This is a genomic window from Micromonospora alfalfae (assembly GCF_022230925.1).
GTDB classification, from domain to species: Bacteria; Actinomycetota; Actinomycetes; order Mycobacteriales; family Micromonosporaceae; genus Micromonospora; species Micromonospora alfalfae.
Map to the genome: position 1 here is coordinate 140,184 of NZ_JAKKFH010000032.1, position 13,646 is coordinate 153,829.

Genomic DNA, 13,646 nt, shown 5'->3' on the forward strand with positions numbered 1-13,646 from the left:
GGCCGGCCGTCCGGCGAATTCATCCGCACAGACCACGACGGGCCGCCCCGGCCGTCGTACGAAAGGGAAGTTCTCATGAGCGTTGAGGTGTACTACGACGACGATGCCGACCTCGGCCTGATCCAGGCCAAGAAGGTCGCGGTGATCGGTTACGGCAGCCAGGGCCACGCCCACGCGCTGTCGCTGCGCGACTCCGGCGTCGACGTGGTGATCGGTCTGCCGGAGGGCTCGAAGAGCCGTCCCAAGGCTGAGGAGCAGGGCCTGCGGGTGGTCACGCCCGCACAGGCCGCCGCCGAGGCCGATGTGATCATGGTGCTCGCACCGGACACCGCCCAGCGCGGGATCTACGCGGAGTCGATCGCCCCGCACCTCGCCCCGGGCAAGGCGATCTTCTTCGGCCACGGCTTCAACATCCGGTACGGCCTGATCAAGCCGCCGGCCGAGGTGGACGTGGCGATGGTCGCGCCCAAGGGCCCCGGCCACCTGGTCCGCCGCCAGTACAGCGACGGCAAGGGCGTGCCCTGTCTCGTCGCCGTCGAGCAGGACGCCAGCGGCAACGCTCTCGCGCTCGCTCTCGCGTACGCCAAGGGGATCGGCGGCACCCGGGCCGGCGCGATCAAGACCACCTTCACCGAGGAGACCGAGACCGACCTCTTCGGCGAGCAGGCGGTGCTCTGCGGCGGCGCCTCGGCGCTGGTGCAGACCGGGTTCGAGGTGCTCACCGAGGCGGGCTACGCCCCGGAGGTCGCCTACTTCGAGTGCCTGCACGAGCTGAAGCTGATCGTCGACCTCATGTACGAGGGCGGCATCGCGAAGATGCGCTACAGCATCTCCGACACCGCCGAGTACGGCGACCTCTCCCGTGGCTCGCGCATCATCGACTCCCGGGTCAAGGACGAGATGCGCAAGATCCTGGGTGAGATCCAGTCCGGCGAGTTCGCCCGCGAGTGGGTCGCCGAGGACGAGGCCGGCCGGCCCAACTTCACCAAGTGGCAGGCCGAGGGTGCGGCGCACCCGATCGAGGAGACCGGCAAGAAGCTGCGCGGCATGATGAGCTGGGTCGACCGTCCGATCACCGAGACCGCCTGACCCGTCCGAACGACGATCCACCGACAGCCCTCGGGCCGGCGCTCTCCCCAGCGCCGCCCCGGGGCTGCCCGGCATGCTGCCGCCCGTCGATACGTCGGGCGGCAGTGCTCGTGCGCCACGACTCTCCCGCAGTGACCGGGTGACCGACGCCGCCGGGTGCTCGGCGCGGCCGGAGCAACAGTGTCGGTGCGGTGAACGACCGATGTCCGTCGCCCGACCGGGCGTGTGAGGGCACTCACCCCGAAGACCGGAACACGCCGACCAGCGCGGCCCCTACGATCGCCTGTAGGTGCAGCAGCCGGCACCTGACGGCCACGGCACGGATCAGCGCAGGGCGCAGTGCGGCGCCCGGCCGCCCGGGCCGATCGCAAACACGACCTCTACGAGGACCGATGAATCCTGTCGTACTGATCGCCGAAGAACTCGCCCCCGCCGCCATCGAGGTGCTCGCCCACGACTTCGACGTCCGTCACGTCGACGGCACCGACCGTCCGGCCCTGCTCTCGGCGCTCTCCGAGGCCAACGCCGTCATCGTGCGCAGCGCGACCCAGATCGACGCCGAGGCGATTGCCGCCGCGCCGCGACTGAAGGTGGTCGCCCGGGCGGGCATCGGACTGGACAACGTCGAGGTGCCGGCCGCCACCGCGCGGGGCGTCATGGTCGTCAACGCGCCCACCTCCAACATCGTCTCCGCAGCCGAGCAGGCCGTCGCGCTGCTGCTGGCCGTCGCCCGCAACACCGCGAGCGCCAGTTCCGCGCTCAAGGCGGGGGAGTGGAAGCGGTCGAAGTACACCGGCGTCGAGGTGCAGGGCAAGACCGTCGGCGTGGTCGGGCTCGGTCGGATCGGGGTGCTCTTCGCACAGCGCATCGCCGCGTTCGGCACCCGGCTGATCGCGTACGACCCGTACATCCAGCCGGCCCGTGCGGCGCAGCTCGGCGTCCGCCTTGTCGGCCTGGAGGAGCTGCTGCGGGAGAGCGACTTCATCTCCATCCACCTGCCGAAGACGCCGGAGACGGTGGGTCTGATCGGTGAGAAGGAGCTGGCGCTCGTCAAGCCCGGTGTCCGCATCATCAACGCCGCCCGTGGTGGGCTGGTCGACGAGCAGGCGCTCGCGGACGCGATCGCCGAGGGCCGGGTCGCCGGCGCCGGTGTCGACGTGTACAGCAAGGAGCCGTGCACCTCGTCGCCGCTGTTCGCCTTCGACAACGTGGTGGCGACCCCGCACCTGGGCGCCTCCACCCACGAGGCGCAGGACAAGGCCGGCCTGGCCGTGGCGAAGAGCGTCAAGCTGGCGTTGCAGGGCGAGTTCGTCCCGGATGCGGTGAACGTACAGGCCGGCGGTGTGGTCGCCGAGGACGTTCGGCCGCTGCTGCCGCTGGCGGAGAAGCTGGGTCGGGCGTTCACCGCTGTCGCCGGTGGGGTCGCCGCCAGCGTCACTGTCGAGGTTCGCGGTGGGATCGTCAGCCACGACGTGTCGGTGCTCAAGCTCGCCGCCACCAAGGGCCTGTTCAGCTCCGTGGTCGAGGAGCAGGTCACCTACGTCAACGCCCCGCACCTGGCCGCCGAGCGTGGCGTCGAGGTCGCCCTGGCCACTCTGGCCGAGACTGCCGAGCAGCCGACCCTGGTCACTGTGCGCGGCGCGTTGCCGGACGGCCGGACGGTCAGTGTCTCCGGCACTGTCACCCACTCCGGCGCTCGGGACGTGCTGAAGCTGACCGAGGTGGACGGCTTCGACGTGGAGATCGGCGCGGAGGGCATCCTGCTCTTCCTGCGCTACGCCGACCGGCCCGGTGTGGTCGGCACTGTCGGTACCCTGCTCGGCGAGTCGGGCATCAACATCGCCGCCATGCAGGTGGCTCGTCGGGAGGCGGGCGGTGAGACGCTGATGACGCTCACCGTCGACCAGGCGCTCGGCGCCGACCTGCTCACCTCGGCCGCCGAGTCGATCGGCGCCACGGCGGCCAGCGCCGCCGACCTGCGCGACGAGTAGTAGACGACAAACACCGTGGGGGGCCTGGCGATTCGCCGGGCCCCTCGTCATTTCCCGTCCGTGCCGCCGGTCAGGTCAGCCGTGCAGCCGCGCCGGCGGCGGGTAGACCGAGCCGTCCTGCGGGTCGAAGAGCATCAGCCCGTGCTCGCCGGCCAGCCGCTCGATGTCCAGTAGCACCTGGTCCGCGCAGGTCGGGTGCAGGTTCAGCTCGACGTGGTCGTGGGCCGCGTGCAGCGGCGCCACCGCCCACGGGCTGTTCGGGCCGGGGTGACGGTCCGGATAGGAGGCGGTGATCGCCCGGTAGAAGCTGACCACCCGGGGATCGGGGTAGCGGTCCACGTGCCGCCCCTGCCGGCAACCGTTGACCGCTGTCCGCACGTCCTCGGGCGTCGCCCCGTCCTCCAGGGCCCACACGCTCAGATCGAAACTCACGGCGGATAGCGTGCCATCCGCCGTTCAGCATGTCGAAACTGCCTCGCCGCCGGTCAACCACCGATCGCCGCAGTCTCCGGCCACGACGGTCCGGTGTGGAGACTCTTGCGTCGAGTTGCGTCGATTCGCTAGCGTACGCACTGCGGTCACTGGCCGAGTTCGAGGCGCCGGCCCGTCTTCGGGTGGCGCGGTCGACGTCCGGCCCGACCGGTCCGCACCCCTCGGTTGTGCGAGCCACGCGCACTCGTCGCTGACCGGCCCCCACTGTCGTTGCCGAGACCGTGGGGGCCGACCGGCTCAGCGACGGTGCGCGAAGAGCGCGCGATAGTCGGAGTTGCCCCGGAACCACGCCAGGCCGGTAGGGCCGGCGGCGTAGAGCGCCGTGGCGTAGGCGTCGGCGATCGTCAGGTCGGGGCCGACCACTGTGGCGGCGACGAGGTGATCGGCCGGCTCGCCGGTGTGCGGGTCCACCACGTGCCCCTGCCGCCCGGTCACCCCGGAGGTGCCGATCGCGCCGGCGGTCATCTCCAGCACCAGCGGCGCGCGCTCGGGTGCTGTCGGGTGGTGTACCGCGACCCGCCAGGGTCCGCCGTGTGGCGCGCGGCCCCTGACGACGAGGTCGGCGCCGGCGAGTACCGCATAGTCGTGGATGCCGGCGGCGCGCAGCCGCTCCGCGGCGCGTTCCACGGCCCAACCGCCGAGCAGGCCGCCCGGGTCGAAACCGCCGGGCACCGCCCAGGCGTCGAACCACCCGTCGGTGGCCGCGCGCATCGCGGCGCAGCGGTCGACCAGATCGGCGAGCGGCGGGTACGACTCCGGGCTGATCTCCCCCCGACGTAGCCGGGAGACCAGGCTCTCCGGTCGGTTGGGGCCGTAGGTGATGTCGATGGCGCGCAGCTCGGCGACGCTGTCCCGCAGCGCCTCGCCCACGCCCCGGCGGCCGAGCCACTCGGGGGCGTTGAGCAGCAGTGTGTACTCGGCGGTCGCGGTACGTACGGTGTGCTGCACCGCGATCCGGCCCTCGGTGGCGGCGGTGGGGTCGATCCGGTGCCGACGGCTGCCGAGTCGGAGGTCGGGCCGACGGTTGCGGAACGCCGACGGGTCCGGCCAGCGGGTCCGCGGCTGCTCGTCGATGCGCATCGCATCTGCCCCCTCGCGCTCGGTGCCGAGTCGTCACGACCCGGCGATCAGTAGGGCCCCGTGACCCACCGACCACCACCCTAGGCAGCGGACATGACCGCCTCATGAGTCCCAGCTGAGAGGGTGCTGTGCATTGCAAATCCCACAATTTGGACGTCACGTACCGGGAGGCGGGACGGCGACGTACCGTTGCCCGAACGGACCCGTTGAGCAGAGGAGTGCGGTCGTGGCGCGGATCGCGGTGGTGGCCGGAGACGGCATCGGGCCCGAGGTGGTCGCGCAGGCCCGCAAGGTCCTCGACGCGGTGCTGCCCGACGTGCAGGCCACCGAGTACGACCTCGGCGCCGCCCGCTGGCACCGTACCGGAGAGGCGCTGCCCGACTCGGTGCTGACCGAGCTGGCCGGGCACGACGCGATCCTGCTCGGCGCTGTCGGTGACCCGACGGTCCCGCCGGGTGTGCTGGAGCGAGGGCTGCTGCTCAAGCTCCGTTTCGCCTTCGACCAGTACGTCAACCTGCGCCCGTCCCGGCTCTGGCCCGGGGTCGCCGGCCCGCTGGGCAACGTGAAGCCGGGCGAGGTCGACCTCGTGGTGGTGCGCGAGGGCACCGAGGGGCTCTACGCCGGTGCCGGTGGTTCCCTGCACCGGGACACCCCGGCCGAGGTCGCCACCGAGGAGAGCCTAAACACCCGGCACGGCGTGGAGCGGGTGATCCGCGACGCGTTCGCCCGCGCCGGCCGCCGGGAGCGGCGCAAGGTCACCCTCGTGCACAAGACCAACGTGCTCACCCACGCCGGGTCGCTCTGGGCGCGCACGTTCGACGCGGTCGCCGCCGAGCACCCGGACATCGAAACCGAGTACCAGCACGTCGACGCGGCGGCCATGTTCCTGGTCACCCAGCCGCAGCGCTACGACGTGGTGGTCACCGACAACCTCTTCGGCGACATCCTCACCGACATCGCCGCGGCCGTCACCGGCGGCATCGGGCTGGCCGCCAGCGGCTGCATCAACCCCGAGGGGGCGTACCCCTCGATGTTCGAGCCGGTGCACGGCTCCGCGCCGGACATCGCCGGGCAGGGCATCGCCGACCCGGTCGCCGCGGTGCTCTCCGCCGCGTTGCTGCTGGAGCAACTCGGGCACAGCGAGTCGGCCGCTCGGGTCAACGATGCGGTCGCCGCCGAGCTGGCCAGCCGGGTTCCGGGCGTAACGCTGCGTACCGAAGAGGTCGGCGACCGGCTCGCCGCCCACGCCGTAGCCTGATCACCCGGCCCGAGTGACGACCGGCCCCGGGGCCGGTCTGCCACGGGCAGCCCGACCGGCGCTACCCGCTTAACGACCGTTCGGGGTAAGTTTCTGGCACAGCCATGTCGGTGTGCGGTCCCGCATGCCGTTGTTCCGCAGGGAGGTCAGCGCGATGAGCGGTGGTGACAAGCTCGACTTCGAGATCCGTCCGAATCTCGCGCCGGTATCCGCCGCCGACCGGGCAGCACTGCTGACCAACCCGGGGTTCGGCCGGGTCTTCACCGACCACATGGTCACCGTCCGCTACGCCGACGGCAAGGGTTGGTACGACGCCCGGGTGGAAGCCCGTGCCCCGATCCCGATGGACCCGGCCAGCGCGGTGCTGCACTACGCGCAGGAGATCTTCGAGGGGCTCAAGGCGTACCGCACCGCCGACGGCGGCGTGACGATGTTCCGGCCGGACGCCAACGCGGCCCGCTTCGCCACCTCCGCGCAGCGGATGGCGATGCCGGTGCTGCCGCCGGAGGTGTTCGTCGACTCGCTGCACAAGCTCATCGAGATCGACCGGGAGTGGATCCCCACCGGCGAGGACGGCAGCCTCTACCTGCGGCCGTTCATGTTCGCCAGCGAGGTCTTCCTCGGCGTCCGCCCGGCCAACGAGTACCTCTACATGGTGATCGCCTCACCGGTCGGGGCGTACTTCACCGGTGGCGTCAAGCCGGTCACCGTCTGGGTGTCCCCGGACTACACCCGGGCCGCGCCCGGTGGCACCGGCGCGGCAAAGTGCGGTGGCAACTACGCCGCGTCGCTAGCGGCGCAGGCGGAGGCCATCGAGGCCGGCTGTGACCAGGTCGTCTTCCTGGACGCGGTGGAGCGCCGGTTCGTCGACGAACTGGGCGGCATGAACGTCTTCTTCGTCTACGACGACGGCACTGTGGTCACCCCACCGTTGACCGGCACGATCCTGCCGGGCATCACCCGCGACGCCGTCCTCACGTTGGCCGGCGCTGCCGGGCACCGGGTCGAGGAGCGGCCGGTCAGCTTCGCCGACTGGCAGGCCGACGCCGCCAGCGGACGCCTGAAGGAGGTGTTCGCCTGCGGCACCGCCGCGGTGGTCACCCCGATCGGTGGGGTCCGCTTCCCGGACGGCGAGTTCCTTATCGGTGGTGGCGAGCCCGGTCAGGTCACGATGGCGCTGCGTCAGCAGCTGGTCGACATCCAGCGGGGCAAGGCGGCCGACCCGCACGGCTGGGTGCAGCGGGTCTTCTGATCTTCGTCGCTGCGCCGGCCCGTCCACCCGGGACGGGCCGGCGCAGTCGGCCCTACGCGTCGGTGGGCCGCGCCTCGGTGGGCGCGTCGAGCAGGTGGTCGCGGAGCGCGGCGAGCTGCTCGTCGGTCACCCCGGCGTGGCGCAGGTACGCCTCGACCGAACCGTGCCCCGCGCGCAGCTCGTCCAGGAAGATCTGCATCGCCTCCGCGGGTGAGCTCAGGAACGGCGCCGGCACGTCCACGCCGCCCGGGGTGACCGAAGCCAACCAGGCGCTGTACCGGGCTGACGCCGCACTGCTCAACGCGTAGTCCGCTGTGATGTCCGCGTCGTCGACGCCGAGAAGGGCGAGGGTCAGCGCGCACACGATGCCGGTGCGGTCCTTGCCGGCGACGCAGTGCACCACGACCGGGGCATTGGCGGAGTCGGCGATCAGTCCGACCGCCTCGGCCAGCCCGGCGGTGCCGGTCTGGGCCAGGTCGGCGTACCGGTCCGCGAGGTACCGGGCCAGGTCGGCGCCCTCCTCGTGCGGCGTACCCGCCCAGTCGGCGTGCTCCGGGTGGATGTGCCGGTAGGTCAGCCCCTGGTACTCCGGCACCCGGCCGTCGCGCTCCACCTCGGTGGGGCGGCGCAGGTCGATGACGGTGCGGATCCCGATCGCGGCGAACGCGTCCCGGTCCTGCTCGGTGAGGCGGTGCAGTGAGTCGGAGCGGTAGAGCCGACCTCGGCGTACCGACCGGTCGTCGTGGCCGAGGTAGCCACCGACGTCGCGGAAGTTGAAGGTGGCGGGGAGCGAGAGCTGGGGGTTGTTCCCGGTGGCGTCCACGTTCACACGGTAACGGCCGGTGGGGCAGTGCCCCACCGGCCGTCGGGTCGATCGCTCACCGTGCGGTGCCGGGCGGGAGCGCGCCGTACGTCTCGTCGTAGTAGCCACCCAGCTGATCCCGGTAGCTCGGGTCGCTGTGGCTGGTCTCGTCGTACTCCGGGGCGGCCTTGATCTGGTCCCGGGTCCGGTCGACGGAGACGACGCGCTCGTCGTGGTCGACCTGGTTGACGGTGCCGGCCGGCAACATCACCTTCTTGCCGAAGATCCACGGCCCGGTGTCCACCACCAGGTAGCTGCCGCCGACCTCGTGACTGGCGCTGTCGATCTTGCCGATTCCACCGTCGGTGGCCTCGACCTTGTAGCCGACCAGGTCGACGTCGGCCACGCCGGCCTGGTCCCGGTAGCGCCAGGGGTCGAACGTGCCGGCCGGCGCGCCGCCGGGCACCGTGCCCTGGTCGCCGCCGCGCAGCGGGTCCGGCCCGGCGTGGGTGGCGTGCGGATCGATCCTGTCCATGCCGTTCACTCCTGACTGTCGCCGATCGTCTCGGCGTAGGTGGGTGCTTCCCCGCAGGAGCTACCCGGCCGTCGGGGGCCGGAAACGGCGACAGGCCGCGCTACGGCGACAGGCCGCGCTACGGCGACAGGCCGCGCTACGGCGACAGGCCGCGCTACGGCGACGGGCCGCGCTACGGCGACGGGCCGCGCTACGGCGACGGGCCGCTGCGCGGTACGGGAGGGGTCGAGGCCGCGAGGTGCGGCGTCGGCCCGTCGGGGCGTACGTGTTCAGGCCAGTGCGGCCTCGGCGTCCAGGGTGACCGCCGCGGCGTGCACCACTGCGGAGATCCGCAGGGCCTCGTGCAGCTGCTCCCGGGTGTAGCCACTGCCGCGCAGCTTCTTGTCGTGCAACTCCAGGCACACCCCGCAGCCGGCGATGGCCGACACGGCGAAGCACCAGAGCTCGAAGTCGCCCTTGTCCACCCCCGGCCTCGCGATGATCTGCATACGCAGTCGGGCCGGCATCGAGGCGTACTGCTCGTCGCCGATCAGGTGCTTGGCCCGGTAGTAGATGTTGTTCATCGCCATGATCGCCGCAGCGCCCTTGGCCGCCTCGACCCCCTCCGGCCCGAGGTGCCCGAGCGCCTCTGCTGCGATCTCCCGCAACACCAGCGGGTTGCGAGCGGTCACCGCGCAGGCCAGCGCTGTGCCCCAGGTCTGCGTCGGGGTCAACGCAGCGGAAGCGACGGTGGAGCCGAGGTTGAGCTTGATGTCCCTGGCGTACTCCGGCAGTGCTGCCCTGATCGCGTCCAGGCCCATGGTCAGACTTCGGAGGCGGGGGTCTCGTCGGCGATCTCCGCCGGGCTGATGGAGGTGAAATCCATCGGCCCGACGAAGACCACACACCACGTGCCCTCGTGGGACGTGTGGTCGATCGTCTCGGACGCGTTGTTGGCGCCCAGCGATACGCAGGCGGCGAGTCCGTGCTCACGTAAGCGGTCACTGACGGTGAGCACAGGTCCTCCTTGCAGACGGCACGGTGGCCATCATCGGATCCGTTCAGATGCTTCCGCATGACTGTTTTCACCGATGAGTGGCCTGGTGGCTTGTGAAGCCGATCACGAGCGGCGGTTCGAGGCGACCGAACCCTCCGTCACCATCCCGGCATGTGGATTGTTCCTCCCAAATTTGGGGGAGAGGTGGCAGAGTGGCCATCGTGACCAGCACCGCCCTGATTATTGCGACCTAGCGCGCCGGCTCTCCCCTCTGCCGAGCGCGCAGACCTCCCGCATCCGCGGGAGGTCTTTTTGTTGCTCCGAGAAAGGATCCTGATGACGTTCCAGGTCTTCGACACCACGTTGCGCGACGGCGCTCAGCGCGAGGGGCTCACCTACTCGGTGGTCGACAAGCTGGCAGTGGCCCGGCTGCTCGACGAGTTCGGCGTCGGCTTCATCGAGGGCGGCTGGCCGGGCGCGGTGCCCAAGGACACCGAGTTCTTCCGTCGCGCCCGCACCGAGCTGGACCTGCGGCACGCCGTACTCGTCGCGTTCGGCGCCACCCGCAAGGCCGGCGTCGCGGTAGCGGACGACCCCCAGGTGCGCGCCCTGCTGGACGCGCAGACCCCGGCCGTGGCCCTGGTCGCCAAGGCCGACACCCGGCACGTCGAGCGCGCGCTGCGTACCACCGGCGCGGAAAACCTCGCGATGATCCACGACACCGTCAACCACCTCGTCCGCGAGGGGCGACGGGTCTTCGTCGACGGCGAACACTTCTTCGACGGCTACCGGCACGACCCCGCGTACGGCGCTGCCGTGGTGCAGACCGCGCTCGCCGCCGGCGCCGAGCGGATGGTGCTCTGCGATACCAACGGCGGCATGCTGCCGTCCCAGGTGAGCGCCGTGATCAACGACCTGACGAACAGGCTGGGGATCGACGCCGGGCTGCTCGGTATGCACGCCCAGAACGACACCGCCTGCGCGGTGGCCAACACGATCGCCGCCGTGGAGGCGGGCGTCCGCCACGTGCAGGGCACCGCCAACGGGTACGGCGAACGCCCGGGCAACGCCGACATCTTCGCGGTCGTCGCCAACCTCCAACTCAAGCTCGGCATGCCCGTCCTACCGGAGGGCTGCCTGGCGCAGATGGTGCGGGTCTCGCACGCCATCGCCGAGATCGCCAACATCGCCCCCGACACCCACCAGGCGTACGCCGGGGCCGCTGCCTTCGCCCACAAGGCGGGGTTGCACGCGAGCGCGATCAAGGTCGACCCGTTGCTCTACAACCACGTGGACCCGTCGGTGGTGGGCAACGACATGCGGATCCTAATCACGGAGATGGCCGGTCGGGCCAGCGTCGAGCTCAAGAGTCGTGAGCTCGGCCTGGACCTGGCCGCCAGCCCGGACGCCCTGACCCGGGTCACCAAGCGGGTCAAGGAGCTGGAGGCGGATGGCTGGTCCTTCGAGGCTGCCGATGCGTCCTTCGAGTTGCTGGTCCGCTCCGAGCTGCCGGAGGGCAGCCCGGCCCGACCGTTCACCCTGGAGTCGTACCGGGTGTTGGTCGAGCACCGCGAGGACGGCGCTGTGGTCTCCGAGGCGACCGTCAAGATCCGGGTTCGCGGTGAGCGGGTGATCGCCACCGCCGAGGGCAACGGCCCGGTCAACGCCCTCGACGAGGCGCTGCGGGTGGGGCTGGCGCGGCACTATCCGCAGCTGCGCGACTTCGAGTTGGCCGACTACAAGGTGCGCATCCTGGAGGGCAGCCACGGCACCGGCGCGGTCACCCGGGTCCTGCTGGAGACCTCCGACGACAACGGCCGGGACTGGACCACTGTCGGCGTCCACCCCAACGTGGTCGAGGCCAGTTGGCACGCCCTGGTGGACGCCCTCACCTACGGCCTGGCCCCCACCCCCGTCTAACCCCCCAACCCCACCCCACCCCCACCCCCACCCCCAACCCCACCCCCACTCTCGCGATCTTGCACTTTGTGTCGACGGTCTGCGGCTTTTGTCGCTGATGCCGGGACAGTAAGTGCAAGATCGACGGGGCGGGGCGGGGTGGGGCGGGGCGGGGTGGGTGGGTGGTTAGGGGAGGGGGAGGCGGAGGGTGGCTTGGACGGGGCGGTGGTCGCTGCCGGGCAGGGTGAACACCTGCACCGAGTGGACCGCTATCCGGTGGTCGACCAGGACGTGGTCGATGGTGACGGGTGGGATGAGGTCTCCGTCGTAGGGACCCCAGGTGCCGGTCAGGCCCTCTCCGGTGGCGTCGGCGGCGTCGACGTAACCGCTGCGCAGCAGGGCCCGCAGTGGACTGTGGTCGAGGGTCGCGTTGAAGTCTCCGGCGAGGATCCGCAGGCCACCGTCCGGGGTGGCAGGTGGTTGGGCGGTCAGGTCGGCACGCCAGGCACCCACCTGGTCCAGCGCGTACGGCGCGGAGGGGTGGGCCGACTCGACGCGGACCGGGGGCCCGCCGGGGACGGACACCGTCGCGTACGCCTGGGTGAAGCCCCACCCCTCGAGGTTGCGTCGGACGCCGCCGTCGGTGATCGGCCACCGCGAGTAGAGCCCGGAGCCGGGGGTGCCGATCTCCGGGTTGAGCTGTCGGTGCGGCAGTAGCGTGGCGAGGCCGAGCCGATCCAGGGCGGCCTGCGCGTCCGGCGTGAACTCCTGCACGGTGAGCACGTCCACCTGGTGTCGCCGGACCAGCTCCACCAGTGTCCGCGCGTCGCCGGCCCCGGCGAGCAGATTGGCGGTGAGTAGCCGCACGGTCGGCCCGGCCGCCGCCGGCTGCGGGTTGGCCAGCGCCCGAGGTGCGACGGCGCCGAGCAACGCCACCGTCGCCAGGGCCGCGAGCGCCGCCGGCCACCAGCGCCGCAGGGCGAGCGCGAGGGCCAGGACCAGCACGCTGACGCCCGCGGCGTACGGCGTGAAGGCGAGCGCCTGCACCAACGGCCCCCGGTCCAGGCCGAGCAGTCGGGTGGCCGCCCAGATTGCGGTGGGTACGACGGCAAGCCAGCAGAGCACAGTGCCGAGCCGAGTGTTCCGCTGTGCGGGTGGGGCATCGACGATCACGGAGTTGATCGTAGTCGGGCCCGACGAACCCATTTCATGAATGGCGATGCGCTCACATTTCACAATTATCTGACGGCTGAATGACACCCTGGAAAAGCGAGATCAACTATTGACTGGCGGCTTTTTCCGGTGCTACGTTCCATCTGGCTTAAACGACGCAACTCTGAGTAGTAACCGCAGCTCAGAGGGGATATGGATTGATGGTTAATCAATCTCGTCGGGTGTGAGCGAGGCAGCTTTCCCCCGCCCAACTGTCGTCGTACGCCTATTTATGGGCAGTCATCCGTCCCGTCCCGCGGGTCGGCCGAATTCGCACGGTCACACAAGGGGGACCTGTCATGAGCACATCCTTCCGACGTAAGGTGGCGGCGGTCACGTTCGCTGTTCTGGGGCTCAGTCTCGCCGGTGGGGGCATCGCTATCGCCCAGCCGTCGGCGAAGGCGCCGCAGGAAGCGGTCCAGCCGGCACGCGGCACGAACGCCCAGCCGCCGGTCAGCGCCGAGTCGGCGCGCATCGCGAAAGCCGCGCTGAAGGCGAGTGCGGCCACCCCACTGGTGGCCACCAACGTCTTCACCGTCGTCAACTCCAACGGCACCAAGGCGCGCGGCAGCGGCACCGTGGTCAAGTACGGCGTCGGCGAGTACGAGGTGATCTTCGGTTACACCGTCTCGGCTGGTGCCTTCCTGGCCACCCTGTCCCTCTCCGGCTCCTGCTGCATTCCGCCCGGTGGCGAGGTCTCGGTCGCCCCGCGGCTGCTGACGCCCAACGCGCTCTTCGTGCAGACCCGCAACTCGGCCGGGGCGCCGGCCAACCTGGGCTTCACACTGCTCACCCACACACCCTGACCAACCCGACACCCGGCCCCCGTCGCCTCCGGCGCGGGGGCCGGACCCTGTCCGCTCAGCGCGGGACTCGCCGGCTGCACCTCGGCCGGCCGGGTCCGGGCATTGATCGACTCGGGTTTCAGGAAGTCGGGGTGTCCGGGGATCCGGGACACCCCGACTTCCGTGAACGCGCGGACTTTGGGCCCTCCTCGGCCGGCTCGCGACGGTCGTCACCCTTCCGCGCGGCTTATCCCCATTCCGGCCACTCCGGGCCG

13 protein-coding genes are annotated in these 13,646 nt (G+C 71.0%); 6 read left to right on the forward strand and 7 right to left on the reverse strand.

The window, feature by feature from the left end; genetic code table 11:
- The first annotated feature begins 75 nt into the window (after positions 1–75).
- Both ilvC and serA read left to right on the forward strand, forming a co-directional pair.
- Positions 76–1,089, forward strand: a complete 1,014-nt coding sequence (gene ilvC, locus MED01_RS25215) for a ketol-acid reductoisomerase (protein WP_112625850.1) — start codon at positions 76–78, stop codon at positions 1,087–1,089.
- Between the two features lie 392 nt (positions 1,090–1,481).
- Positions 1,482–3,080 (forward strand): phosphoglycerate dehydrogenase, encoded by a 1,599-nt coding sequence (gene serA / locus MED01_RS25220; protein ID WP_238671026.1) that lies wholly within the window; start codon positions 1,482–1,484, stop codon positions 3,078–3,080.
- Between the two features lie 75 nt (positions 3,081–3,155).
- On the opposite strand, the gene MED01_RS25225 is transcribed toward serA, so the two are convergent.
- Both MED01_RS25225 and MED01_RS25230 read right to left on the reverse strand, forming a co-directional pair.
- On the reverse strand, positions 3,156–3,512 hold the full coding sequence (locus tag MED01_RS25225; protein ID WP_238671028.1) for a hypothetical protein: 357 nt from the start codon (positions 3,510–3,512) through the stop codon (positions 3,156–3,158).
- A 297-nt stretch (positions 3,513–3,809) separates the two neighbouring features.
- The gene (locus tag MED01_RS25230) at positions 3,810–4,652 is read right to left on the reverse strand and encodes an FAD:protein FMN transferase (RefSeq protein ID WP_238671029.1); all 843 of its coding nucleotides are present in this window, start codon (positions 4,650–4,652) and stop codon (positions 3,810–3,812) included.
- Positions 4,653–4,878: 226 nt separating this feature from the next.
- Between MED01_RS25230 and MED01_RS25235 the strand changes: the two genes are divergently transcribed.
- On the forward strand, positions 4,879–5,910 hold the full coding sequence (locus MED01_RS25235; protein WP_238671031.1) for a 3-isopropylmalate dehydrogenase: 1,032 nt from the start codon (positions 4,879–4,881) through the stop codon (positions 5,908–5,910).
- 154 nt (positions 5,911–6,064) lie between these two features.
- Entirely contained in the window at positions 6,065–7,162 is a 1,098-nt protein-coding gene (locus tag MED01_RS25240; RefSeq protein ID WP_238671032.1) for a branched-chain amino acid aminotransferase, read from the forward strand.
- Positions 7,163–7,214: 52 nt separating this feature from the next.
- Here the strand turns inward: MED01_RS25240 and MED01_RS25245 are convergent, their stop codons facing one another.
- The 4 genes from MED01_RS25245 to MED01_RS25260 all read right to left on the reverse strand — a co-directional run bounded on the left by MED01_RS25245 (position 7,215) and on the right by MED01_RS25260 (position 9,496).
- Positions 7,215–8,021 carry a tyrosine-protein phosphatase gene (locus MED01_RS25245; RefSeq protein WP_372493714.1) on the reverse strand — a complete coding sequence of 269 codons (807 nt, stop codon included), beginning with the start codon at positions 8,019–8,021 and terminating at the stop codon, positions 7,215–7,217.
- Between the two features lie 19 nt (positions 8,022–8,040).
- Positions 8,041–8,499 (reverse strand): PRC-barrel domain containing protein, encoded by a 459-nt coding sequence (locus tag MED01_RS25250; protein WP_238671035.1) that lies wholly within the window; start codon positions 8,497–8,499, stop codon positions 8,041–8,043.
- 269 nt (positions 8,500–8,768) lie between these two features.
- Positions 8,769–9,299, reverse strand: coding sequence for an alkylhydroperoxidase, AhpD family (gene ahpD, locus MED01_RS25255; RefSeq protein ID WP_238671036.1), 531 nt, complete (start codon positions 9,297–9,299; stop codon positions 8,769–8,771).
- A gap of 2 nt (positions 9,300–9,301) precedes the next feature.
- A complete protein-coding gene (locus MED01_RS25260) occupies positions 9,302–9,496 on the reverse strand; it encodes a hypothetical protein (RefSeq protein WP_238671037.1) in 195 nt (64 codons plus the stop codon).
- 315 nt (positions 9,497–9,811) lie between these two features.
- On the opposite strand from MED01_RS25260, the gene cimA reads away from it, so the two are divergent.
- On the forward strand, positions 9,812–11,395 hold the full coding sequence (gene cimA / locus MED01_RS25265; RefSeq protein ID WP_238671039.1) for a citramalate synthase: 1,584 nt from the start codon (positions 9,812–9,814) through the stop codon (positions 11,393–11,395).
- A gap of 165 nt (positions 11,396–11,560) precedes the next feature.
- On the opposite strand, the gene MED01_RS25270 is transcribed toward cimA, so the two are convergent.
- Positions 11,561–12,499, reverse strand: a complete 939-nt coding sequence (locus MED01_RS25270) for an endonuclease/exonuclease/phosphatase family protein (protein ID WP_238671083.1) — start codon at positions 12,497–12,499, stop codon at positions 11,561–11,563.
- Between the two features lie 386 nt (positions 12,500–12,885).
- Here MED01_RS25270 and MED01_RS25275 point away from each other — a divergent pair, with 386 nt between their 5' ends.
- Positions 12,886–13,392, forward strand: a complete 507-nt coding sequence (locus tag MED01_RS25275) for a hypothetical protein (protein WP_238671040.1) — start codon at positions 12,886–12,888, stop codon at positions 13,390–13,392.
- The last annotated feature ends 254 nt before the right edge of the window (positions 13,393–13,646 follow it).

Excerpts from the sequence above, each read along its gene's own strand:
- ilvC (WP_112625850.1), top strand. The coding sequence starts at position 76 with ATGAGCGTTGAGGTGTACTACGACGACGATGCCGACCTCGGCCTGATC.
- serA (WP_238671026.1), top strand. The coding sequence starts at position 1,482 with ATGAATCCTGTCGTACTGATCGCCGAAGAACTCGCCCCCGCCGCCATC.
- MED01_RS25230 (WP_238671029.1), bottom strand. The coding sequence starts at position 4,652 with ATGCGCATCGACGAGCAGCCGCGGACCCGCTGGCCGGACCCGTCGGCG.
- MED01_RS25240 (WP_238671032.1), top strand. The coding sequence starts at position 6,065 with ATGAGCGGTGGTGACAAGCTCGACTTCGAGATCCGTCCGAATCTCGCG.
- MED01_RS25250 (WP_238671035.1), bottom strand. The coding sequence starts at position 8,499 with ATGGACAGGATCGATCCGCACGCCACCCACGCCGGGCCGGACCCGCTG.
- ahpD (WP_238671036.1), bottom strand. The coding sequence starts at position 9,299 with ATGGGCCTGGACGCGATCAGGGCAGCACTGCCGGAGTACGCCAGGGAC.
- cimA (WP_238671039.1), top strand. The coding sequence starts at position 9,812 with ATGACGTTCCAGGTCTTCGACACCACGTTGCGCGACGGCGCTCAGCGC.
- MED01_RS25275 (WP_238671040.1), top strand. The coding sequence starts at position 12,886 with ATGAGCACATCCTTCCGACGTAAGGTGGCGGCGGTCACGTTCGCTGTT.